Origin of the sequence: Sphingobium terrigena, from assembly GCF_003591655.1 — a bacterium.
In the GTDB taxonomy this organism is placed as follows: Bacteria; Pseudomonadota; Alphaproteobacteria; order Sphingomonadales; family Sphingomonadaceae; genus Sphingobium; species Sphingobium terrigena.
On the sequence record NZ_QVRA01000010.1, the window covers coordinates 125,888 to 148,427 of the forward strand.

At 64.2% G+C, this 22,540-nt stretch carries 25 protein-coding genes; 17 read left to right on the forward strand and 8 right to left on the reverse strand.

Annotated elements, in window-relative coordinates:
* The first annotated feature begins 55 nt into the window (after window positions 1-55).
* Both D0Z70_RS12905 and D0Z70_RS12910 read left to right on the forward strand, forming a co-directional pair.
* Window positions 56-1,417, forward strand: a complete 1,362-nt coding sequence (locus D0Z70_RS12905; protein ID WP_119747029.1) for a methyl-accepting chemotaxis protein — start codon at window positions 56-58, stop codon at window positions 1,415-1,417.
* Window positions 1,418-1,613: 196 nt separating this feature from the next.
* Entirely contained in the window at window positions 1,614-2,213 is a 600-nt protein-coding gene (locus tag D0Z70_RS12910) for a glycine zipper 2TM domain-containing protein (RefSeq protein WP_119747031.1), read from the forward strand.
* Window positions 2,214-2,250: 37 nt separating this feature from the next.
* Here the strand turns inward: D0Z70_RS12910 and D0Z70_RS12915 are convergent, their stop codons facing one another.
* Entirely contained in the window at window positions 2,251-2,772 is a 522-nt protein-coding gene (locus D0Z70_RS12915) for a thermonuclease family protein (RefSeq protein ID WP_239018909.1), read from the reverse strand.
* Between the two features lie 151 nt (window positions 2,773-2,923).
* Here D0Z70_RS12915 and D0Z70_RS12920 point away from each other — a divergent pair, with 151 nt between their 5' ends.
* Window positions 2,924-3,337: a globin domain-containing protein gene (locus D0Z70_RS12920; protein ID WP_119747033.1), complete on the forward strand. Its 414-nt coding sequence runs from the start codon at window positions 2,924-2,926 to the stop codon at window positions 3,335-3,337.
* 9 nt (window positions 3,338-3,346) lie between these two features.
* On the opposite strand, the gene D0Z70_RS12925 is transcribed toward D0Z70_RS12920, so the two are convergent.
* The gene (locus D0Z70_RS12925) at window positions 3,347-3,634 is read right to left on the reverse strand and encodes a hypothetical protein (protein WP_119747035.1); all 288 of its coding nucleotides are present in this window, start codon (window positions 3,632-3,634) and stop codon (window positions 3,347-3,349) included.
* Window positions 3,635-3,781: 147 nt separating this feature from the next.
* On the opposite strand from D0Z70_RS12925, the gene D0Z70_RS12930 reads away from it, so the two are divergent.
* From D0Z70_RS12930 to D0Z70_RS12950, 5 genes are read left to right on the forward strand one after another with little or no spacing between them, the layout of a single operon-like run.
* Window positions 3,782-4,162, forward strand: a complete 381-nt coding sequence (locus D0Z70_RS12930; RefSeq protein WP_119747037.1) for a RidA family protein — start codon at window positions 3,782-3,784, stop codon at window positions 4,160-4,162.
* A 6-nt stretch (window positions 4,163-4,168) separates the two neighbouring features.
* A complete protein-coding gene (locus tag D0Z70_RS12935; RefSeq protein WP_017181978.1) occupies window positions 4,169-4,525 on the forward strand; it encodes an ArsC family reductase in 357 nt (118 codons plus the stop codon).
* Window positions 4,522-5,565, forward strand: coding sequence for a glycerophosphodiester phosphodiesterase (locus D0Z70_RS12940; protein ID WP_119747039.1), 1,044 nt, complete (start codon window positions 4,522-4,524; stop codon window positions 5,563-5,565). Before D0Z70_RS12935 ends, D0Z70_RS12940 begins: the two co-directional genes overlap by 4 nt.
* A gap of 36 nt (window positions 5,566-5,601) precedes the next feature.
* Window positions 5,602-6,027, forward strand: a complete 426-nt coding sequence (locus tag D0Z70_RS12945) for an RrF2 family transcriptional regulator (protein WP_119747041.1) — start codon at window positions 5,602-5,604, stop codon at window positions 6,025-6,027.
* Between the two features lie 38 nt (window positions 6,028-6,065).
* Window positions 6,066-6,734 carry an MBL fold metallo-hydrolase gene (locus D0Z70_RS12950; protein WP_119747043.1) on the forward strand — a complete coding sequence of 223 codons (669 nt, stop codon included), beginning with the start codon at window positions 6,066-6,068 and terminating at the stop codon, window positions 6,732-6,734.
* A 130-nt stretch (window positions 6,735-6,864) separates the two neighbouring features.
* On the opposite strand, the gene D0Z70_RS12955 is transcribed toward D0Z70_RS12950, so the two are convergent.
* Window positions 6,865-7,296 carry an MAPEG family protein gene (locus D0Z70_RS12955; RefSeq protein WP_119747045.1) on the reverse strand — a complete coding sequence of 144 codons (432 nt, stop codon included), beginning with the start codon at window positions 7,294-7,296 and terminating at the stop codon, window positions 6,865-6,867.
* Window positions 7,297-7,504: 208 nt separating this feature from the next.
* On the opposite strand from D0Z70_RS12955, the gene rpmF reads away from it, so the two are divergent.
* From rpmF to ihfA, 4 genes are all read left to right on the forward strand, one after another.
* Window positions 7,505-7,684: a 50S ribosomal protein L32 gene (gene rpmF, locus D0Z70_RS12960; protein WP_006957677.1), complete on the forward strand. Its 180-nt coding sequence runs from the start codon at window positions 7,505-7,507 to the stop codon at window positions 7,682-7,684.
* 67 nt (window positions 7,685-7,751) lie between these two features.
* Entirely contained in the window at window positions 7,752-8,774 is a 1,023-nt protein-coding gene (gene plsX / locus D0Z70_RS12965) for a phosphate acyltransferase PlsX (RefSeq protein ID WP_239018913.1), read from the forward strand.
* Window positions 8,771-9,739 carry a beta-ketoacyl-ACP synthase III gene (locus D0Z70_RS12970; protein WP_119747049.1) on the forward strand — a complete coding sequence of 323 codons (969 nt, stop codon included), beginning with the start codon at window positions 8,771-8,773 and terminating at the stop codon, window positions 9,737-9,739. The genes plsX and D0Z70_RS12970 overlap by 4 nt, the downstream gene beginning before the upstream one ends.
* Window positions 9,740-9,841: 102 nt before the next feature.
* Complete coding sequence (gene ihfA / locus D0Z70_RS12975) at window positions 9,842-10,138, forward strand: integration host factor subunit alpha (RefSeq protein WP_006957683.1); 297 nt, start codon at window positions 9,842-9,844, stop codon at window positions 10,136-10,138.
* A 7-nt stretch (window positions 10,139-10,145) separates the two neighbouring features.
* On the opposite strand, the gene D0Z70_RS12980 is transcribed toward ihfA, so the two are convergent.
* Together D0Z70_RS12980 and D0Z70_RS12985 are read right to left on the reverse strand one after the other, a co-directional pair.
* On the reverse strand, window positions 10,146-10,616 hold the full coding sequence (locus tag D0Z70_RS12980; protein ID WP_119747051.1) for a low molecular weight protein-tyrosine-phosphatase: 471 nt from the start codon (window positions 10,614-10,616) through the stop codon (window positions 10,146-10,148).
* The gene (locus tag D0Z70_RS12985) at window positions 10,613-12,064 is read right to left on the reverse strand and encodes a helicase HerA domain-containing protein (RefSeq protein WP_119747053.1); all 1,452 of its coding nucleotides are present in this window, start codon (window positions 12,062-12,064) and stop codon (window positions 10,613-10,615) included. The genes D0Z70_RS12980 and D0Z70_RS12985 overlap by 4 nt, the downstream gene beginning before the upstream one ends.
* Window positions 12,065-12,186: 122 nt before the next feature.
* Here D0Z70_RS12985 and D0Z70_RS12990 point away from each other — a divergent pair, with 122 nt between their 5' ends.
* Entirely contained in the window at window positions 12,187-14,055 is a 1,869-nt protein-coding gene (locus tag D0Z70_RS12990; RefSeq protein WP_119747055.1) for a methyl-accepting chemotaxis protein, read from the forward strand.
* 63 nt (window positions 14,056-14,118) lie between these two features.
* Entirely contained in the window at window positions 14,119-16,821 is a 2,703-nt protein-coding gene (gene ppc, locus D0Z70_RS12995; protein WP_119747057.1) for a phosphoenolpyruvate carboxylase, read from the forward strand.
* 15 nt (window positions 16,822-16,836) lie between these two features.
* Here the strand turns inward: ppc and D0Z70_RS13000 are convergent, their stop codons facing one another.
* Window positions 16,837-17,826: an acyltransferase family protein gene (locus D0Z70_RS13000; protein ID WP_119747059.1), complete on the reverse strand. Its 990-nt coding sequence runs from the start codon at window positions 17,824-17,826 to the stop codon at window positions 16,837-16,839.
* Window positions 17,827-18,003: 177 nt separating this feature from the next.
* The gene (locus D0Z70_RS13005; RefSeq protein ID WP_119747061.1) at window positions 18,004-18,555 is read right to left on the reverse strand and encodes an outer membrane protein; all 552 of its coding nucleotides are present in this window, start codon (window positions 18,553-18,555) and stop codon (window positions 18,004-18,006) included.
* 314 nt (window positions 18,556-18,869) lie between these two features.
* On the opposite strand from D0Z70_RS13005, the gene D0Z70_RS13010 reads away from it, so the two are divergent.
* Both D0Z70_RS13010 and D0Z70_RS13015 read left to right on the forward strand, forming a co-directional pair.
* Window positions 18,870-19,547 carry a peptidase gene (locus tag D0Z70_RS13010; protein ID WP_119747064.1) on the forward strand — a complete coding sequence of 226 codons (678 nt, stop codon included), beginning with the start codon at window positions 18,870-18,872 and terminating at the stop codon, window positions 19,545-19,547.
* Window positions 19,547-20,233: a hypothetical protein gene (locus tag D0Z70_RS13015; protein WP_119747066.1), complete on the forward strand. Its 687-nt coding sequence runs from the start codon at window positions 19,547-19,549 to the stop codon at window positions 20,231-20,233. Before D0Z70_RS13010 ends, D0Z70_RS13015 begins: the two co-directional genes overlap by 1 nt.
* 244 nt (window positions 20,234-20,477) lie before the next feature.
* On the opposite strand, the gene D0Z70_RS13020 is transcribed toward D0Z70_RS13015, so the two are convergent.
* Window positions 20,478-20,930, reverse strand: a complete 453-nt coding sequence (locus tag D0Z70_RS13020; protein ID WP_119747068.1) for a peptidylprolyl isomerase — start codon at window positions 20,928-20,930, stop codon at window positions 20,478-20,480.
* Between the two features lie 168 nt (window positions 20,931-21,098).
* Between D0Z70_RS13020 and mgtE the strand changes: the two genes are divergently transcribed.
* Entirely contained in the window at window positions 21,099-22,532 is a 1,434-nt protein-coding gene (mgtE, locus tag D0Z70_RS13025) for a magnesium transporter (RefSeq protein ID WP_119747070.1), read from the forward strand.
* Window positions 22,533-22,540: the final 8 nt, after the last annotated feature.

Here is a 22,540-nt window from a genome sequence, read left to right on the forward strand (position 1 = left end):
TAGCCCTCAATCCGTGGGTAGCGAAGCGAAATCCGAAACCGTTGCAAGAGCGGTGATGAAGGTGGCCAAATTGTCGGGCGACCTGGGGATACGCACGCTCGATTTACAGGCCGATATCAGCGAACTGGCCGACCGGGTGACGCATCAGGCGCGCACGATCGAGGCGATCAGCGGCGCGGCAACGCAATTGTCGCACGATGGCGAAAGCGTGGCATATGCCGGGCAGGACGCGCGCGCCAAGGCGATTGCCGCCCGTTCCATCATCGACGATTCGGGCCGGCAATTGTCCGCCGCCAACCATGTGTTTGTCGACCTGATCGATCAGGTCAGCCGCATCCATGAGCGGCTGGACGGCTTTGGCGAAGCGCTCAAGACCGTCGCCCATGTCACCAATGTGATCAGCGGCATTGCCAGCCAGACCAATTTGCTGGCGCTCAACGCCACGATCGAGGCGGCGCGCGCGGGGGATGCCGGGCGCGGCTTTGCCGTTGTGGCTGCTGAAGTGAAGAAGCTGGCGCAGGAAACGGGGGCAGCGACCCACACGATCGAACAGTCGATCGCGGCGCTGACCGGCGAAGCAGGCGGGATGCTCGACAGTATCAACCGCGGCGCGCAGACCGCGCGCACCGCGCAATCGGACACGCGCAACATAGAGGCGCTGGTCGAACGGCTTGGCTCCTTGATGGTCGACCTGTCGAGCAACAGCGAGGGCGTCGCCGAACGGATCGCGTCGATCGTGGGATCGGCGGGTGAAATCCGCTCCGGCCTGGCTGCGCTCGCCAGCACATCGGCGGACAATGCGGGCGGGCTGCAACGGCTGTCGGGGCGCGTATCGACCGCCAGCGACGATACCAACATGCTGCTGCAATATCTGGCCGAAAGCGGGGTCGCCATCCCCGATTCGCCCTATATCGGTTTCAGCCTGGAATCAGCCGAGATCGTCAGTCGCGCGATGGAACAGGCGATCGACAGCGGACAGATCAGCGAAGCCGCACTGTTCAGCGACTATCCCACGCCCATCCCCGGCACCAATCCGCAACAATATAGCCATCCTGTGCAGGATGTGATGCTGCCCGCCGCGCGTGTGCAGCAGGACAAGGCCCGCGCCTTCACCGGCCTGTTCGGCATGACCTTTACCGACCGCAACGCCTTTGGTGCGATCGCCATGCCCGAACGCGCCCATCCCCAGCGGTCGGGCGATGACCCATGGAATGCGGAATATTCGCGCCAGGGGCTGATCTTCGATTTCCCCGATACGCGCGAACAATGTCGCACGACCCAGCCCTTTTGTATCAAGGCCTATCGCCGCCTGACCGCGACCGGCGACGTCATCCTGCTGAAACAGGTGATCGCGTCGATCCATGTGAAGGGGCGGCACTGGGGCATACTCCAGATGGCCTATCAGGATCAGGGCTGACGGGCCGACCATGGGGTTGTGCTGGTGCATCACCCAATTTCATCAAACAGCTTTGGTTTGCGTCGATCCTGTCGCCATCCCGTTCCCCGCTCATCCTGCTCCACGATGAACGGACGGTTTTATATCGTTCATGCAACATCCTCTATTGTCGGTGGTTCTGACATTCAAGACTGCACCCACGCGAAGGACCCCGCCCATGACATTCTCTTTCAGACAGGCCATTGCCGCGCTGTCGCTCGGCGCGATGACGCTGACCGGGCTTGCGGCCACGCCCGCCTTTGCCCAGCCGGGCCACGACAAGCATGAACGGCGCGATGATCGCCAGGACCGCAGGGCGGACCGTCGGGATGACCGCCAGGACCGACGCGCAGACCGCCGCGACGACCGGCAGGAGCGTCGCGCCGACCGCCGTTATGATCGCCGCGACTGGCGCCAGGACCGCCGGGACGACCGCCGCGTCACATACCGTCAGCCTGGCCGCCCGGTGTACAGCTATGACTGGAACCGCCCTGATCCGCGCTACGGCCGCAGCTATCGGCCCGACCGCTATTATCGCACCGGCTATCAACCGATCCGTGTCGATCGCCGCACCCGCATCTATCGCGGCTATGACGACCGCTATTATTGCCGCCGTTCGGACGGCACGACCGGCCTGATCATCGGCGCGGCGCTCGGCGGCCTGCTCGGCAGCCAGATCGACCGTGGCCAGTCCAATGTCGCGGGCATTTTGATCGGCGGCGGCGCAGGCGCGCTGCTGGGCCGTGAAATCGACCGTGGCAGCCTGAACTGCCGCTAAGTTGAACGAAGGGGCGGGCGCTGCGCGTCCGCCTTTTTCAGCACCAGTCCCGTCGCGCCCCGTCCCATTCGCGCGCCAATCCTTCGGCCACCAGCATCCCGCCGATCGATTCGCCCCCGCGCGTCACGACCCTAAGCGCCCGACCATAGCGGTCGGTATCCCGATCGCCGCTTTCCAGCGAAAAGGCGCCTTCATTCATCAGCGCCTGCAACCGCTCCGTCGCCCGTGCGCCCAATGCGCCCTCGGCAGCACAGCGCGGTCCATGGGTTTCGGGCGTGTCGATATCCGCGATCCGGTATTTTTCGCCGCTGAACCAGAATGTGTCGCCATCCACCACGCAATTGACCCCGCCGCCGCTATGGCAAAAGCCAAATTGAGCGGACAGGCTATCGGTCGGGACGCTCTGCCGGGGCACTTCCAGCGGCGGCCACGCGCCGCGCTCCATCCATACCGGCCCGTACCAGCCAACCAGCAGCCCCAGGCACAGCGCGTAGATGATCGCCGGACCGCTAAAGCCCGCGCTGCGCCGTTGCGTTCGTCCATATCTCTGTCTCGCCATGCCGCCAGGATAGGCGGCCATTGGCAAAGAGGGCGTTAAAGCCGGTCCATCCTCTCGCCGATCCGGTGAGGATCGGATTTGACGCGGATCAATGACGCGCGCTTCCCATGCGTCATGCTGGCTCCTCCTTCATCCGAAATGGAGCCAGTCGATGAACGCCGCCGCACCGCCCAGCCCTTATGTCCGCATCGGCGGCGAACCGGTGGTCGCGGCGATCGTCAACCGCTTCTACGACCTCATTGAACAGGACAGCCTCTATGCTGACCTGCGCGCGCTCCATGCCGCGGACCTGGGACCAGTGCGCCATGGCCTGACCCGTTTTCTGTCGGGCTGGCTGGGTGGTCCGCGCGACTGGTTCGGGCGCGGCCAGTGCGTCATGTCGCTCCACCGCGCCTTCCCGATCACCCCCGCACTGGCCGACGACTGGGCGCTGGCGATGACCTGCGCCATAGCGGGTCAGCAGGATATGGACCCCGCCATTGGCGATGCGATGGCGCAGGCGCTGGGACATATGGCGCGCGGCATGATCAATTTCGCGCTGGACGGCGGCAGCGCCGCCGCCTGATCGAAGGCTTCAGTCCTCGTCGCTTTCCACCCCGTCCTCGTCATCCATTGCCGGTTCCCCGGCATAAGCGTCCATGTCGATCCGGCCTGACCGGTTCATGGCATTCATCGTGTCGACCAGGTCCGGCACGTCATCGGGGATGATCTGCGCCGGATTGCTGTGTCCGCCGCGTTCGCTATCCTCACTCAGGTCGGTAGCCCGCGTCCGTGCGGACTCCGCCACATCCTGCGCCTGCGTTCCCGCCTCGCTCTGTTCGGCATTATCGTCGATATCATTGTCGGGGATAGGGTGGGCCATGGACGCTCTCCTGTAACAGGTTCAATCCCTCTCCAACGGTCCGCATCGCCCGCCGTTCCGCTTGGGCGTAGCTGAATCCACTGGACAGCATCGGGCCAAGGGGGCAAGGGCGGCCGCGATCCTTTCGCACTGCAGCAGGAATCCGTCATGTCCCGCCAGCTTATTTCGTCCGGCTCGCCCTTTGAGGCGCAGGTCGGCTATTCCCGTGCCGTCGTCCAGGGCGACTGGTGCTTCGTCGCCGGCACCACCGGCACCGATCCCGAAACCAAGACCATGCCCGACAGCGTCGCCGATCAGGCCGCCAACGCGCTCAAGGTCATTGGCGCGGCACTGGACGAAGCGGGCTTTGCCTTTGCCGACGTGGTGCGCGTCACATATTATATCACCGACCCCGCTTATTGGGACGAACTGGGTCAGGCGACCGCGCCGGTGTTCGGCACCATCCGCCCCGCCGCCAGCTGCGTCGTGGCCGGGCTGATCAAGCCGAACATGAAAATCGAAATCGAAGTCACCGCATTCAAAGGGTAAGTCGCCATGATCACGATGTACGGCATCAAAAATTGCGACACGATCAAGAAGGCGCGCAATTTCCTCGACAATGAACGCGTCTCCTACAGCTTCCACGACTATAAAGTGTCGGGCGTGGACAAGGCGAAGCTGGAGGAATGGGTGATGGAGCATGGCTGGGAAACCATCCTCAATCGTTCCGGCACCACCTTCAAGGCGCTGGACGCCGGGGACAAGGCGCATATCGACGCGGACAAGGCTATCCTGCTGATGATGACCAACCCTTCGATGATCAAGCGGCCGATCCTGGACACGGGCAAGCAGACCATCGTCGGTTTCAAGGCCACGACCTACGAGAATGCGTTGGCAGGTGCCATAGCATGATCGGGCGGCGCCTGATCCGCGCCTGCCTGACGCTCCTGTTCTTCCTTTTGCCGGTAGAGATCGCCATGGCCGAACCCTTGTTGATCGCCCATCGCGGGGCCAGCGGCGAACGGCCCGAACATACGCTCGCGTCCTATGAGCGGGCGATTGACGAAGGCGCGGACTTTATCGAGCCGGATCTGGTCCTGACGAAGGACGGCGTGCTGGTCGCCCGGCATGAAAATGAAATCAGCGGCACGACCGACGTCGCTGATCATCCCGAATTTGCCGATCGCAAGGCGACCAAGACGATCGACGGCGCGGCGGTCACCGGCTGGTTCACCGAAGATTTCACCCTCGCTGAACTGCGCACCCTGCGCGCGCGCGAACGGCTGCCCTTGCTGCGCCCCGCCAACACCCGCTTCAACGACCTTTATCTCATCCCGACGTTCGAGGAGATATTGAAGCTCGTCCGCGCCAAGGAGGCGGAAATAGGCCGCCGCATCGGCCTCTATCCCGAAACCAAGCATCCCAGCTATTTCGCCGGTGTCGGCCTGCCGCATCAGGCGCCGATGCTCGCGCTGCTGGAACAATATGGCTATCTGACAGAGGCCGACCCGGTTTTTATCCAGTCGTTCGAGGTCGGCAATCTCCAGGCTCTGCGCGCGGTCACCCGGCTGCGGCTGATCCAGTTGATTGACAGCAGTGGCGGGCCGGCCGACCGGCCTGACCTGACCTATGACGCAATGATGAGCGTGGAAGGGTTACGGGCCATCGCGGACTATGCCGATGGCATCGGCCCCTCGACCAGCCGGGTGTTGGCCGATAACGGCGCAACCGCACTGGTAGGGCAGGCGCATGATGCCGGGCTACAGGTCCATATCTGGACGCTGCGGATGGAAAATTTCTTCCTGCCCGCCCAATATCAGCGCCCTGACGACGCGCAGGGCCGGGGCGATTTTGCCGGCTATGTCCGCGCGGTGGCGGCGACCGGCGTGGACGCGGTCTTTACCGATTTCCCCGCCCAGACTCGCGCCACGCTGGAGAAAGCCGCGCCTTGACTTGTCAAACGCATCGCCTGAGCGAATAACGCCAATATGCTGTCCCAAAAGACCCGTTATGCCATCCGCGCGCTCCAGCATCTTGCCGACCGCTATCGTCAGGGACCGGTGCCATTGAACGAGATCGCCACGCGCCAGAATATTCCGGGCAAATTCCTGACGGTCATCCTGTCCGAACTGTCGCGCGAAGGGCTGGTGGCGACGCAGCGGGGCAGGGACGGGGGCTATTGGCTCGCGCTCGCCCCGGTCGATATCAGCTATGGCGATATTGTCCGCCTGACCCGCGGCTCGCTCGCGCTCACCCCCTGCGCCAGCCGCTTCGCCCATGAAAGCTGCACCAACTGCCTGCCCGAATCGGAATGTCGCCTGCATCGTGTGATGCTGCGGGTGCGCGACGAAACCGCGCGGGTGCTGGACAGCATCAGCCTGGCGGAGCCGTTTGCTGCGCTGGACGAGGCATAGGTCTTGCGTCCGTCCCGCCGCTTCGCCACATCGGGCGGATGACGACATCCCTCCAAGACCGCCCACTCAGGGCCACGCTGATCCCGGTCACCCCGCTCCAGCAGAACTGCACCCTCTTCTGGTGTACCGCCACCATGCGCGGGGCGTTTGTCGATCCGGGCGGCGATCTGCCGATGTTGAAACAGGCAGCGTCGCAGCATGGCGTGACCATCGAAAAGCTGCTCGTCACCCATGGCCATATCGACCATTGCGGCCAGGCAGGCGTTCTGGCCCGCGACCTGGGCGTACCGATCGAGGGGCCGCATGAGGATGACCGTTTCTGGATCGACAAGCTGGCGGAGGATGGCAAGCGCTGGGGCGTGCCGGGCGAAAGTTTTGAGCCGGATCGCTGGCTGGTCGATGGCGATCAGGTAACGGTCGGCAACCTCACCCTCGACGTCCTCCACTGCCCCGGCCACACGCCCGGCCATGTCGTGTTCCACCACGCCCCCAGCAAGCTCGCCATCGTCGGCGACGTGCTGTTCCAGGGGTCGATCGGCCGCACCGACTTTCCGCGCGGCAATCACCAGCAATTGATTGACGCGATCACCGGCAAGCTCTGGCCACTGGGTGGCGATACCGCCTTCGTCCCCGGCCATGGCCAGATGAGCAATTTCGCCCACGAACGCCGCACCAACCCCTTCGTCGCCGATTCGGTGCTGGGGTGAGTTTGTTTGCTTAAGGCCGCACCGGCCCGCACCCCCACCCGACCACCCACAGTATATCCTGAACGGGTGGTCGGGTGGGGGTGCGGGCCGGTGCGGCATGATGTGCGAACGCACATCATCAAAAGACTCTTCACACCTGCGCCGACAGCGCCGGTGGCGCAGGCACCTCGCGCGTGGCGGTATAGGCGATCGTCAGCGCCGTTATCGCCATGGCGACCATCACCAGCCATGTCAGCAGCGCCCCGCCGCCGCGCCACACCGTGGGCGCATCTGCATCCATGCCGAACGCATGGGCGACCCGCGCGACGATATAGACCAGCGCCCCGATCCACAGCCATAGCGATGCGCCGATCGCCAGTTCGACCACCAGGAACAGGATCAGCACGATCGGCGTATATTCGACATAATTGGCGTGCGCCCGCATCCGACGCGCCAGCAGCGCATTGCCCGCATCCCCATGTATCACCTTGTCCGAAATGCGAATCCGAGCGCACCGCGTCGCGATCCACAGGTTGAGCAGTGCGCAGGCGGCAGCGAAGGTCAGTGTGATCGGCAGCAGCATCGGTATTCCCCTCATTTCTATGGCGTGCACCCTAACCGCCCTGGCCGGGCGGGCAAGGAAGGACTTGCACCCCGATCAAAAAGCGCTATAGGCGCAGGGCTTCGCGATCACCCAGGGCCGCATGGGTCTGCGGCGCCTGTGGCGTCAGCTTTCATGTTGGATCTGGCCGTTCGCACAACCTGATAGATTTACGGAACAAGGTGCCGACATGGCTGTCCCCAAAAGGAAAACGTCCCCCTCCAAGCGCGGTATGCGCCGCAGCCACGATTCGCTGCGCGTCGAAGCATTCCAGGAATGCTCCAACTGCGGTGAACTCAAGCGTCCTCACAATCTGTGCGGCGCCTGTGGCCATTATAACGGCCGCGAAATCGTCGCCGTCGGGGCGTAACGACTTTTCGATCTCCGCAAAGGGGTGATCTAGGGTGTCCAGCCAACCGCGAATCGCCATAGACGCGATGGGCGGGGATGAAGGCGTGCGCGTGATGATGGCGGGTGTGGCGCTCGCCCGTCACCGCCACGAAGGGCTGCGCTTCACCCTGTTCGGCGACGAAACCCGCATCAAGGCGGCGCTCGACAGCCATCCCAATTTGCGCGCGGCGTCGGACGTCGTCCATGCCGACACCGTCGTCGATGGTGCCGACAAGCCCAGCGTCGCGATTCGCAAGAAAAGCAGCTCGATGAGCATGGCCATAGCGGCCGTCAAATCGGGTCAAGCGGGGGCTGCGGTTTCGGCCGGCAATACTGGTGCGCTGATGGCCATGGCCAAGCTGGCGCTCCGTACCATGCCCGGCATTGATCGGCCCGCGCTGGCCGCGCTGTTGCCTACGCTCGGCAACAATGATGTGGTCATGCTCGATCTGGGCGCGAACACGGAATGTGACGCCCGCAATCTCGTCCAGTTCGCGGTGATGGGGGCAGCCTATGCCCGCATCGCGTTCGACCTGGAACGGCCCCGCGTGCGCCTGCTCAACATCGGCACCGAAGAACTCAAGGGTACGGATGAAATCCGCGACGCCGCGGCCATCCTGCGCGCCGCGCACGCCCTGCCGATGAGCTTTGACGGTTTTACCGAAGGCGACAAGATCAGCCGGGGCGATACCGATGTCATCGTGTGCGATGGCTTTTCCGGCAATGTCGCGCTCAAAACGATCGAGGGCACGGCCCGCTTCGTCACCGACGTGCTGCGCAACGCCTTCACCAGCTCGATCCGCTCGAAGATCGGCTTCCTGATCTCCAAGCCTGCGATGCACCTGCTCAAGCATCACCTCGATCCCAACAACCATAATGGCGCGGTGTTCCTGGGTCTCAACGGCGTGGTCGTCAAAAGCCATGGCAGCGCCGACGCCAAGGGCATTGCCAATGCGGTCCATGTCGCCGCGCGCCTGCTGGAAGAAGATATCACCCGCCGCATCGCCGCCGACATGGCCGCTGTGCAGGCGCTCACCGCCTCGTCGAAGCAGGAGCAGCCCGTCAAGTGATCCGTCGTGCGATTCTCCTGGGGACCGGATCGGCCCTGCCTGTCCGCGCGGTCAGCAACGCTGAACTGGCGCAGACGGTCGACACCAGCGACGAATGGATTGTCGAGCGCACCGGTATTCGCAATCGCTATATTGCGGGCGACCATGAAACCACCGCCTCGCTGGCCACCGACGCCGCCCGTGCTGCGCTCGACGCCGCCGGTATCGTCGCGCAGGACATCGACCTCATCATCCTGGCAACGGCAACCCCGGACCAGACCTTCCCGGCGTCCGCCACCAAAGTGCAGGCAGCGCTTGGCATCAATGATTGCGTCGCGTTCGACGTGGCTGCCGTCTGTTCGGGCTTCCTCTACGCCATCACCGTCGCCGACAGCATGATCCGCTCCGGCGCGGCGCAGCGCGCGCTGGTGATCGGATCGGAAACCTTCAGCCGCATCCTCGACTGGGAGGATCGCACCACCTGCGTCCTGTTCGGCGATGGCGCGGGCGCCGTCGTGCTGGGCGCAGAAGAGAGCGCCGACGGCGCGCGCGGCATCCTGGCCAGCAAGCTCCACGCCGATGGCCGCCACAACGGCCTTCTCTATGTCGATGGCGGGCCGTCCACGACGCAGACCGTGGGCAAGTTGCGGATGAAGGGTCAGGAAGTGTTCCGCCACGCGGTGGTCAACCTTGCCTCGGTCCTGAACGAAGTCATGGGCATGGCAGGTCTGTCCAACAGCGACATTGACTGGCTGGTCCCGCACCAGGCCAATGCCCGCATCCTGGACGCCACGGCGCGCAAGCTCAAACTCTCGCCCGACCGGGTGATCGTGATGGTCGATCAACACGCCAACACTTCGGCGGCCTCGGTTCCGCTGGCGCTCGATTGCGCCGTGCGCGACGGCCGGATCAAGCCAGGCGACCTCATCGTGCTGGAAGCGATGGGCGGTGGCTTCACCTGGGGCGCTTGCGTCCTGCGGGTCTGATCCCGTACTATCAGTCAACCTTGCCAACGCCCTGCAAATCCCGCACATTCCTGTGGAGGCCATCTGACCGCGATGGTTCATGGGGTGGAAATGGGGAATCTGATGACGGGGACAGGCACTTTAACGCGGGCAGACCTTGCTGAAAGCGTCAACCGCCATGTCGGCCTGTCGCGGGCGGAGGCGGCAGCGCTGATCGAATCGATCCTGGATCATATGTCCGACGCGCTCGGACGTGGTGAAAATGTGAAGATTTCCAGCTTTGGCACGTTCGTCCTGCGGGACAAGACCCAGCGCATGGGCCGCAATCCCAAGACCGGGGTCGAAGTGCCGATCGAACCGCGCCGCGTCCTGACGTTCCGTGCCAGCCAGACGATGCGGGATCGCGTCGCAGGCGACTGATCGGGGACTATTGGCGAATCGTGCCGAATGCCGCGACGATCGCCCGCGCCGCGCGGGTCACATCGTCCCATGTCTGTGCAAATCCGGCCTCGTCGCCATAATAGGGATCGGTCACGCCGCGCCCCTCGCACCCCGGCACCATGTCCATCAGCAGCGCCAGCCTGGCCGTCCCGTCGGCAGGGCGGATGCGGCGCAGATTTTTGAGATTCTCGCCATCCAGCGCAAAGATGTGGGTGAAGCGATGAAAATCGGCGGCGCTCACCTGCCGTCCGCGATAGGTCGATATGTCGATGCCATGGCGCTGCGCCTGCCGGATCGCGCGCGCGTCGGGCGGGCAATCGACATGCCAGTCGCTCGTCCCCGCCGAATCGACCAGCACATCCAGCCCGGCCCGCTCTGCCTCCGCCCGCAACGCCGCTTCGGCCAGCGGCGACCGGCAGATATTGCCCAGGCACACGAAAAGGATAGCAGGCGTCATCCCTCCGCCACCGCCGTCGACAGGCCCAGCCCCGGCACGCCGATGGAGCGCTTGCCCGAAAAATCGGTCCGCGCGACGATGACGCCCAATTTCTCCATATAGTCGATCAGCCGCCGCACCCGGCCGGGCGAGCTGGTGCCATAGGCCCGCGCCAGCGCCGCGTCGTCAGGGCAGGGGTGGCCCTGCATTGCGGCGCGCGCGATCAGCAGGAATGGGGCCAGCATATCTTCCGGCAACGGCTCTGCCGCGCGCATCGCCGGTTCCCAGCGGACATCGGCGGCGTCCATCATCCCCGCCTGCGCCATGGCAAAGCGCTTGCGGAAGGCGGGCAGGTCGAGCGGCGGGGTGCGCAGCCCCTTCATCCGGCAACGCACGCCAAAATCCTGATAGAGGGTCGATATGCTGGGCGCGGCATCGCCCAGATCGGCGACGATCTCCTCCAGCACCGCCATCACCACCGGCTCATTCTGGCCGAAATCCAATTCCGGCGCGGCGGGCTTGGCTTGGGGCGAATCGGCCAGCGCGCGGATGATATCCTCGGCAGCGCGGGGTGGGGGGTCGGCGCGCGGCGGTGCGACCGGCGCTGCATCCGTTGCTTCCGGCGCGAACAGCAATTCCTGAAAATCCTCGCCGCTCGTCACCGGCGGGGCCATCAGCTTGTGCGTGCCGCCGCGCGTGCTGGTCTTGACCGCGCCGATCTTCACCGCGACCGGACGGCGGCAGATCGCCGGACCCAGCGCCAGAAAACGCCCGCGCTCCAGATCGCGAATCTGCTCCGCCTGCCGCCGCTCCATCCCCAGCAGGTCGGCGGCGCGCGCCATGTCGATGTCCAGAAAGGTGCGCCCCATCAGGAAGTTGGAGGCTTCCGCCGCGACATTCTTGGCCAGCTTCGCCAGCCGCTGCGTCGCGATGACGCCTGCCAACCCGCGCTTGCGCCCCCGGCACATCAAATTGGTCATTGCCGCCAGCGATACCCGGCGCGCCTCGTCGGACACGTCGCCAGCAGCGGCGGGCGCGAACATCTGCGCCTCGTCCACCACCACGAGGGCGGGATACCAATGGTCGCGCGGCGCATCGAACAGGGCGTTCAGGAAAGACGCGGCGCATTTCATCTGCGCGTCAATCTCCAGCGCCTCCAGGCTCAGCACCACTGACGCGCGATGTTCGCGAATCCGCGTCGCCATCTTGACGATCTCGCGCTCATTATAGTCGCCAGCATCAATCACCACATGGCCGTAATTATCGGCCAGCGTGACGAAATCCCCCTCCGGGTCGATCACCACCTGCTGCACCAGCGGGGCGCTTTCCTCCAGCAGGCGGCGCAGCAGATGCGACTTGCCCGACCCCGAATTGCCCTGGACGAGCAGCCGGGTGGCAAGCAATTCCTCCACGTCGACCAGCACGTCCTTGCCGTGGCTGTCGGTTCCTATGCTGATGCTGGCGGTCACGCTCGTCCTTTGGCCCAGTGAGCCGGGTTGGCGCAAGAAGAAGCTTGCTCACCAATTTTCAACCAGTCTGCGTTAACCGTGAGAAGATGGTAAAGAAGTCCCTCATCTTTCAGCTCCGACACATGATGCGCAGGCGCGCGCTGCTGGCGGGCAACAACAATCTGGGGGACACGATGGTGCCGCTTGGCGGCGTCATCCTGTTGGCCATCATCGGCACCGCCATCCTCCTTGGCCTGCTCAGCGCGCAGATCGAACGCAATGCCGACGCCTACCTCCATCGCGTCGTCAATGGCGCATTGCTGCGTGAGCGCGCTGCACTGGCCGATGCCGTCATGGCGTCGGCACGCTGGGACGATGCGGTCGACCATGTTTATGGCGGCTTCGACAGGGAATGGGCCGAAAGCAACCTGGCCACGGAATCGGCTGATGCCTATGTGCTTGATGTCCGTGGGCGCACCGTCTGGGCGGCGGCGGGCAGCGAATTGCCTCGCCGCACGCCCCGCCTGCCGCTGGACCAGGCGCTGGCCCTGCCTGTCTTGCATGATGTGATGGCGGCGCTGCCGCGCAGCCATCGCGCCGCGCTGGACGAGCGCCAGGCGGTCGTGCGTTTTGCCCGGTTGCAGGGGCAGGCGGTGATCCTGGCCGTCCGCGCGATCACGCCATGGAAAGATGTCGCCCGCCTGCCGTCCGGGGATTTGCGCTATCTGGTTTTGACCAAGCCGATCGATGCGAGCCTTCTGGCGGATATGAGCCGCACCAATCAATTGTCGCTGAAATGGAATGTCGGCACCACCGGGGACAGCGAAAACGGGATTCGGGTCAAGGATATTACCGGCCAGGTGCTGGGGCAGGTGGAATGGCGCCGATCATCGGCTGGGGCCAAGGCGCTGCGCCAGATCATCCCTGCTATGGCCTCCATCATCCTGACATTCCTCGCCATGTCGGGCTGGCTGGCGTGGCGGCTGGTGGCGGCGCATGGTGCCCTGCGCAAGCAGGTGCAGCACTCGCGCGATGCCGAAAGTGAAGCGCGCAGCGCCGCCGAACGGGCCAACGATGCGCTGGTGCAGGCAGAAGCTGCCCGGCGGGCATTGGCCGCCAGCGCCGATCAGGTCGCGACCGAGGAGCGGCGGCATCAGGAAGAATTGCGGCGGAACGGGCGCGGGATAGCGGAGGCGCTGGAGCGGTCCATGGCCGTGTTGGTGACCCGATTGTTCGAAACCGCCGCCGCGTTGGAACATAGCGCCGACGATACGATGCGCACGATCGACGAGCAGCAGCGTCATGTCGATACCGTAACCGCGCGTGCGCGCGATACCGCCGGATCGGCGCAGGCGATTACCGCGACCATCGACGAACTGACCGCATTGATCGGTGCTTTCACCGGCACCGCCTATGACATTCGCGAATCGGCCGCGACCGCCAGCGGCCAATCGGCCGCCGCGCACCACGCCAATGATAATTTGCGCCGCCATGTCGGCAGCGTCAACGAAGCCACGAAGCTGATCGCGGAGATTACCGGCCAGACCAATCTTCTCGCGCTCAATGCGACGATCGAGGCGGCCCGCGCCGGGGAAGCGGGACGAGGCTTCGTGATCGTCGCCAATGAAGTCAAGGCGCTGGCCGCCCAGACGGCCCAGACCACACGGGAAATTCAGGCGCGCGCGGACGGGATCGAACAGGCAGCGGAGCAGACGTTCGCGCTGGTCGGCTCGGTTGATACCGTCCTCGCCAGTCTGGTCGAGGCGATCGGGATGGCCGCATCCTCTGCCCAGCAACAGCTTGCCTCGGTCGAGGATATTCAGCGGGTTTCCCGTTCGGTCGCGCTGGATGCCGGCGCGACCAATCAGGCGGTCGATGCGATTTCCGATGCACTGCGTCATTCGGCGCAGGCCGCCGCCACGACCCGTGCGCAGGGCGCAGCCGTGCGACAGGGGGTCGAACAGGTGCAGGCTGAGTTCGGACGGCTGATCGAGGCGCTCAAGGCGGCCTGAACCCGGCTGTATAGCGATGGGAACTGCTTGACCCATTCCCTGTTGCAATGCAGCATCGTTACCATGGCGACTCTCTCCTCCACACCGTCCGCTCCTGCGATCACGCAGAACCCCGACATCCGCTATCTGGGTCGCCTGCTGGGCGACGTGATCCGGGCCTATGGCGGGGAAAGCCTCTATCGCCAGACCGAATATATCCGCTCCGCCTCGGTCGACCGGGCGCGGGGGATTCAGGGCGCGGACTTTGTCGACACCGGGCTGGATGCGCTCAGCCTCGACGACACGCTCAATTTCGTGCGCGGCTTCATGCTTTTTTCGATGCTCGCGAATCTGGCCGAGGACCGGCAGGGGATCGCCGCCGAACCGGGGGCCGATGTCGCGTCAGCCATCGCCCGGCTGGACTCGCACGGCATTGATCGCGACGCCGTGCTGGGTCTGTTGTCGCACTCGCTGATCGTCCCCGTCCTTACCGCCCACCCGACCGAGGTGCGGCGCAAGAGCATGATCGACCACAAGAACCGCATCGCCGACCTGATGCTGCTCAAGGATGCAGGCCGCGAAGAAACGGACGATGGCGAAAATCTGGATGAGGCGATCTTCCGCCAGATCGCCCTGCTGTGGCAGACCCGTCCGTTGCGCCGGGAAAAATTGTTCGTCGCGGATGAGATCGACAATGTCCTCGCCTATTTCCGCGACACCTTCCTGCCGGTGCTGCCCGCCCTCTATGCGCGGTGGGAGCGGGTGCTGGGCGCGCGCCCGCAAAGTTTCCTGCGTGTGGGCAGCTGGATCGGCGGCGACCGCGACGGCAATCCCTTCGTGCAGGCGCCCCAGCTCCAGTTCGCGCTGAAACGCGGCGCGCAGGCGGCGCTGGCTTATTATCTCGATGCGCTCCATGCGCTGGGCGCGGAGCTGTCGCTCTCGACCGAACTCGCCCATGTGCCGCAGGCGGTGCTGGATATTGCCGACGCCAGCGGCGACACGTCGCCCAGTCGGCAGGACGAACCCTATCGCCGCGCCCTGTCGGGCATTTACGCTCGATTGGCCGCGACCTATGCGACGCTGACCGGTGGCCAGCCGCCACGCCCCTCCAGCCTCAAAGGGGCGGCCTATGCCAGCCCCGCCGATTTCCGCCGCGATCTCGTCACCGTGGCGCAGGGTCTGGCGAGCGAGGGCAATGGCGCGCTGGCAAGCGGCGGCGCGCTTGGTCGCCTGATCCGCGCGGTCGAGACATTCGGCTTCCATCTCGCCACGCTCGACATGCGCCAGAATAGCGATGTGCATCAGCGCGTCGTCGCCGAACTGCTGAAAGTCGCCGGGGTCGAGCCGGACTATGCCGCGCTGGACGAATATGCCCGCATCGCGCTGCTGCGCCGGGAATTGGCGAATAACCGCCCGCTGGGATCGCGCTTTGCCGATTATTCGGAGGAAACCGCGTCCGAACTGGCAATCGTCCATGCCGCCGCCGAAGCGCACCGCATCTACGGCCCCGCCTGCATCACCCATTATATCATTTCCAAGGCGGAAAGCGTGTCGGACCTGCTGGAGGTCAATATCCTGCTCAAGGAAGCGGGGCTGTGGCGCGCCGGTGTCGATGGCGCGCCGCCACAGGCGTCGATCATGTCGATCCCGCTGTTCGAAACCATCGCCGACTTGGAAGCCGCGCCGCAAATCATGTCCGCCTATTTCGGCCTGCCCGAAATTGCCGGGGTGGTGAAGCAGCGCGGCCATCAGGAAGTGATGATCGGCTATTCGGACAGTAACAAGGATGGCGGCTACATCACATCGACCTGGAGCCTGTTCAAGGCAAGCAAGGCGCTGGAGCCGGTCTTTGCCGATGCGGGCGCGGCGATGCAGCTGTTTCATGGGCGCGGCGGCGCGGTCGGGCGGGGCGGCGGATCCGCCTTCGCCGCGATCCAGGCGCAGCCGCGTGGCACGGTGCAGGGGCGCATCCGCATCACCGAACAGGGAGAGATGATCGCGGCGAAATTCGGATCGCGCGATGTCGCCATGACCAATTTGGAGGCAATGACGAGCGCCACCCTGCTCGCCAGTCTGGAGCCGGAAGGCATTTCGGACAAGGACGCCGCGCGCTTTGCAGGCGCGATGGACGAGCTGTCCAAAAGCGCCTTCAACGCCTATCGCGACCTGGTTTACGGGACGGAGGAGTTCAAGGAATTTTTCCGCCAGCTGACCCCGATCCAGGAAATCTCCGGCCTCAAGATCGGGTCGCGGCCCGCCAGCCGCACCAAGAGCACGGCAATCGAGGATCTGCGGGCGATCCCGTGGGTGTTCAGCTGGGCGCAGGCGCGGGTGATGCTGCCGGGCTGGTACGGCGTGGGTCATGCGATCGCCACGTTTGAGGACAAGGCGCTACTGGCCGATATGGCGCAAAGCTGGTCGTTCCTGAAATCCGCGATGGGCAATCTGGAAATGGTGCTGGCCAAGTCGGACTTGGGCATCGCCGCCCATTATCTGCCGCTGGTGGAGGATCAGGCCCTTGCCGAGCGCTTGTTCGGCCGCATTCGCGAGGGCTGGGCGCAGACCCATGACGGGCTGCTGGCCGCAACTGGCCAGAGCCGTTTGCTGGAAAAGAATCCGACGCTGGAAACCTCGATCCGGCTGCGCCTGCCCTATATCGAGCCGCTCAATCTGCTCCAGGTCGAACTTTTGAAGCGCCACCGCGCGGGTGAGGATGATCCGCGGATCAAGGAAGGCATCGAACTGTCGATCAATGCCATCGCAACGGCGCTGCGGAACAGCGGCTAGGGGCACGGCAGGATATCAGGCCAAGGCACGCGCCCTTTTCCATTGCACAATATGGCGGATGACGCCGAAATTCGGTCGGGTAAACAGATAAGCGGCAGCAAATGTCGGCAGGATGCCCCAGGCGACCGGCCATCCCGCCATGGTCACGGTCATGCAGATCGGGGTGTGTAATGCGTAGACCGGAAAGGACATGGCCCCGCCCCATGTCATCGCGCGTGCCGTTGGTTCATGCGCTGGTCCTGACCAGCGCAGGCCCCCTGCCAGCATGAGTGGACAGGCCACTAGGATGAACAGAAATCCGCTTTGCCACGAATCGACATCGAACCACGTCGCCACGCTGAAAAATAAGGGCATGATCAAAAAGGCGAGAGCAGGCGGGACCGCTATGCTTGGCCGGTCGCGCCACCAGCGCCAAAGGATGATCCCGATCATATAGGAAAAGGTCACACGCATCAAAGCTGGCAAAAAGGCTGCGGTCATCGCGCCTATGTCGAATGAAATCCGGCTCACGGACATCGCCAACAGTGGCGCCATCGCTATCACAGTGATGACCAAAGTGGTTGTTGACAGGCGACGGAGCACCAGCGTGTGAAGCAAATTGGCGAACAGTTCCAGCAGGATCGACCATGCAGGACTGTTCAGGGGATAGAGACGAACAAATTGGAATGTGGGGATGAGCAGCAGATTGAGTGCCGCAATGCCCCATTGATCGACGCCAAAGCTGACAAGGAACCAGGGCAGTCCGATCAGGCCAGCCACGAACAGGGTCGGCCAGAAGCGGCAAAACCTGCCATAAAGAAAGGTCGCGGGCGAAAGGGACGTCGCCAGCTTATCCTCATACGTGCGGGCCATGACATAGCCACTGAGCATGAAAAAGAAATCGACGGCCAGATAGGCGTTGCCGCGCTGGGCGCCGCTTTGCCACGCCAACGCATGAAACAGGATGACGCTCAGCGCGGCGATCGCGCGCAATCCGTCAAGTCCAGTCAGGCGTTGTCCGTGCATGACGTTCTGTTGGCACGAAAAACTTAAGAAACAGACCGGTTGAGGCTCGGCTCCGTTTTAAGGCGAATCCGGGACGGCGGCAGTCCAATGCGCCGTCCCGGACCCCAGTCCCTGATCAGGGCGGACCCTGAGCGGGGATTGGCCGGTGGGGCGGGCCGCTACAGCCCGCCGAACCTTTTAAAACTTCGCGACGACACCAGCCATCGGGCGGATCGATCGGAAATTGCCCATCGTATCGGCCTGCACCCGGAAACGGATGTTGCTGCTGGCGGCTGAACCGCCCATGTCTGCGGCCGACAATTCGACGCCCGCGCCATAGGTGGTGCCATGATAGTCCGGGCTATCGGGGCCAAGCGCGTCGAAATTGACCCACTTGTAACCGACCTTGCCGAAGATCAGGCTGTCCTTGCCCGCCTTCACGCCGACCCGGCCCGCGGCATTATATTCCCAGTCGATATCGCCCGACACGCCCTTGGACGCGCCACCTTCGACGCCGACGACCAGCGGGCCGGCGACATTATAGTTCACGCCTGCGACGCCTTCGACCATGCGGCCCTTATAGCCGACCGGCGGGATGCCTTCCTTGCCGGTTTCGCTGTCGAAATTATGCACGCCGCCCATCACGCCGACATAAGGCTCGATGCGACTGGTAGAGCCAGCCTGATCCTGCGCCATGGCGGCAGGAACGAAGGACGCGGCAGCAACTGCCGTCAAAAGCAGTGTCTTCATGGGTATGACCCTTTTTCTGTTGTGGATTTGTGCGACGGTGTGGACCCGCCGGGTCGCACGAACGAGCGCTGCAAGCGGCTCAGGCGACGGGTGATAAATGACCGGCCCCGTCCGAAGGTTTCCTGAACGGATCACAAAAATCGGGCAAAGGGCGATTATGTGACGGAAACAACACGCTTTCTGTCGCCCAGATGAACAAGACCCGGCTTGTCTGAACCTGCGATAAACGCTGGACGCGGCGCCCCAAATCCATTCACAACCAATTCAACCGCCGGGCGTTACGCCAGTATCAGATGGAGAAGAGGAGAAAGACGATGACGGGCTTCCGACATCGGATTGTGGCCATGATGGGACTGGCAGGCGCGCTGGCACTGGGCGGCTGCGCCTATGATGATGGCTATGGCTATGGCGGCGTGAGCGTCGGCACCGGTTATTATGGCGGTGGTGGCTATTATGGCGACGGCTATTATGGCCCGACCGGCTATTATCAGCCCGGCCTCTATAATGGCTGGTATGATAATGTTTATTATCCCGGCACCGGCTACTATGTGTACGACCGCGCCGGACGCCGACAGCGCTGGAATGATGGTCAGCGCCGCTATTGGGAAGGCCGCCGGGCAGAGCGTCGCGATGATCGACGGGACGACCGGAACTATGGCCAGTGGCGCGGCCGCGATCGTGACGGTCGCGATGGCCGGGGTGATCGAGATGGGCGCTGGCAGGGCCGCGATGGCCAGCCCGGCAATGGCCAGAACTGGACCAATCGCCCCCGCCCGCCGCAGGGGACGGACGGGCCACGCGGTCGCGGCAACTGGCGCGGCAATGACGCGGTGCGCCCGACGCCCCAGCCGGGCCTGCGGCAACCCCAGGGCAACCGCCCGCAAATGAACCAGCCTCGCCCGCAGCGCGACTGGAGCGCCCGCCCGGCCCCGTCGGAACGTGCCGTCCGCTCGCGCGCGCCCGGTGCCTCGCGGCAGGAACGCCCTGACTGATGCGGGGACCGCTCACGGCTACCGCCTTGCTCTCCCTCCTGCTGGTCGCGGCCTGCGACGGGCGGGAGGAGAGCGCGATCGACAATCTCGCCAATGGCGCCAATGCGGTGCAGGTGGAAAATAACGTCCGCGCCGAAGCGATGGCGGTCATGGAACCACTCACCCCGCCAGCCCCCGGCACGCCCGGCGGCCTGCCCGATGACCGCACCCCGCTGGCGGAAGGCACGATCGACCCCGACAGCGCACAGGGCGCGGCGCAGGTGGTGCAGGGCTATTATGGCCTGCTGGAGGAAAAAAGGTTCGAGGACGCGCAGGATCTGTGGAACCCGACCGGCGCGATCGGCCAGCAGGATGACGCCCATTTCGCCGCGCGCTTCCGGGGCTTCAGCGAAATCCACGCCAATATCGGCGGACCCAGCGAGCCGGAGGGGGCGGCAGGGTCGCTCTATGTCAGCGTGCCGGTGCAGATTTACGGACGTCTGGCCGCCAACGGCAAGCCTTGGTACGCGCTGCGGCAGGTGATATTGCGCCGGGTGAACGACGTCCCCGGCTCAACCGCCGAACAGCGCCGCTGGCATATCGAGAGGATCGGGCCATACACCGCGCCGGTTGTCGAGGCGGCGGACAATGGGACGGAAGCGGAACAGGCTGTTTCAGCGACCGATGGGCTGGCGGGCAGGCGCTAATTTGCGATGACGTGATGTCACCAGCCTCCGTTCGTGCTGAGTAGAGACTGAGCCTGTCGAAGGCTTGTATCGAAGCATGTGGCGCTTGTCCTTCGATATGCCGCTTCGACTTCGCTCAGCGGCTACTCAGAGCCTGCCCCCGCGAAGGCGGGGGACGAACGGTGATAGCTAATGTCATCGCCCAAACAAAAAGGCCCGCCTCCATGCTCTGGAGGCGGGCCTTTTTGTGCAGCCTTTCAGCCAATCAGGCGACGGTCGCCTTGACGATCTTGCCCGGCGTGCGCGGCGGCTCGCCCTTTGGCAGGGCGTCGACATGCTCCATGCCCGACGTCACTTCGCCCCAGACGGTATATTGGCCGTCCAGGAAGGTGGCGTCGTCGAAGCAGATGAAGAACTGGCTGTTGGCGCTGTTCGGGTTGGACGAACGCGCCATCGAGCAGACGCCGCGGATATGCTTTTCGCGGCTGAATTCGGCCTTGATGTCGGGCAGCTTGGACCCGCCCATGCCGGTGCCGGTCGGGTCGCCGCCCTGCGCCATGAAGCCGGGGATGACGCGGTGGAACACGACGCCGTCGTAGAAACCGTCCTTCGCCAGCGTGGTGATGCGCTCGACATGGCCGGGGGCCAGGTCGGGCCGCAGCTTGATGACGACGTCGCCGCCACTGTCGAGGCTAAGGGTCAGGGTATCGTCAGCCATGAAAAATCCTCTCATTGGGGGATGGGGTAGTGCTGGCACCCATATAGAGGCTGCAAGTCACGATGGAAGCCCGTGTTTTGGGCTTCCGGTCCCTCTGCGCCATTGCAATTATATTGTGCATGGGCGAAAGGATCGCAATGCAACAGGAACCGGACAGTAGGGGGCGCCATGAGCGAGCGCGGCGACACAGCCCAGCCCCTGTTGGACGGGGATGACGCAGACGAAGCGATCGCTGCCGCGGCAGAATCGCGCCATGATGAGGATGACCGGCTAAAGCCCGCCTTCGTCTCCGCCGTGCTGGACGCGGTGGAGGAGGGTGACGCCGAACGTGCGCGCGAACTCGTCTCGCCGTTGCACCCCGCCGACATTGCCGACCTTCTGGAACTGACGCCTGCCGACAGGCGTGGCGAAGTCGCGGCGGCGCTGGGCGATCTGGTCGGCGCGGAAGTGCTGTCCGAGCTTAATGACTATGTCCGCGACGACCTGATCGGCGATCTCGCGCCCGAACAGGTCGCCGAATTCGCGTCCGAACTCGATACCGACGACGCCGTCGCCATGATCGAGGATATGGACGATGCCGACCAGCAGGCCGTCCTCGACGCGCTCGACCCGGAAGATCGCGCCGCGATCGAAAGCGCCTTGTCCTACCCGGAAGAATCCGCCGGTCGCCTGATGCAGCGCGATCTGGTCGCGGTGCCCGAACATATGACCGTGGGTCAGGTGATCGACTATCTGCGCGACCATGGCGACCTGACCACCGATTTCTGGGAAATCTACGTCGTCGATGCCAAGCATCGGCCGATCGGCTATTGCCAGCTCAGCTGGATACTCACTTGCCCGCGCAGCGTCGCCATGGCCGACCTGATGAAGCGCGAACAGACGCTGATCCCGGTCGACATGGATCAGGAAGAAGTCGCGCTGCGCTTCCAGAAATATGCGCTCATCTCCGCTGCCGTGGTCGATGGCAGCGGGCGACTGGTCGGCATGATCACCGTCGATGACGTCGTCCACATCATTTCCGAAGAAGCAGGCGAGGATATTCTCCGCCTGTCCGGCGCGGGTGAGGGCGACATTAACGAACCGATCCTGATGACGGTGCGTGCGCGCCTGACCTGGCTGGTCGTGAACCTTGGCACTGCGATGCTTGCCGCCTCGGTCGTCGGCCTGTTTGAAGGGACGATCGAGCGGTTTGCGATGCTGGCCGCTTTGATGGGCATCGTGTCGGGCATGGGTGGCAATGCGGGGACGCAGACGCTGGCCGTCGTCGTGCGCGCGCTCGCCACCAATCAACTGACCAGTTCCAACACTGCGCGGATGATCGGCCGCGAATTCCGCATCGCCGCCACCAATGGGGCGACTCTCGGCACGCTGATCGGCATCGGCTCCTATGTGATTTACGGGCGGATGGACCTGTCGCTGGTGTTCGGCACGGCGATCCTGACCAATAATCTGGTCGCGGGGCTGGCGGGTGTGCTGGTGCCGATCACGCTGGAACGCAATAATGTCGATCCCGCCGTGTCCTCCGCCGTATTCGTGACGATGATGACCGATTCATTGGGCTTTTTCAGCTTCCTGGGGCTGGCCACCCTGTTCCTGCGTTGAACCGCGAC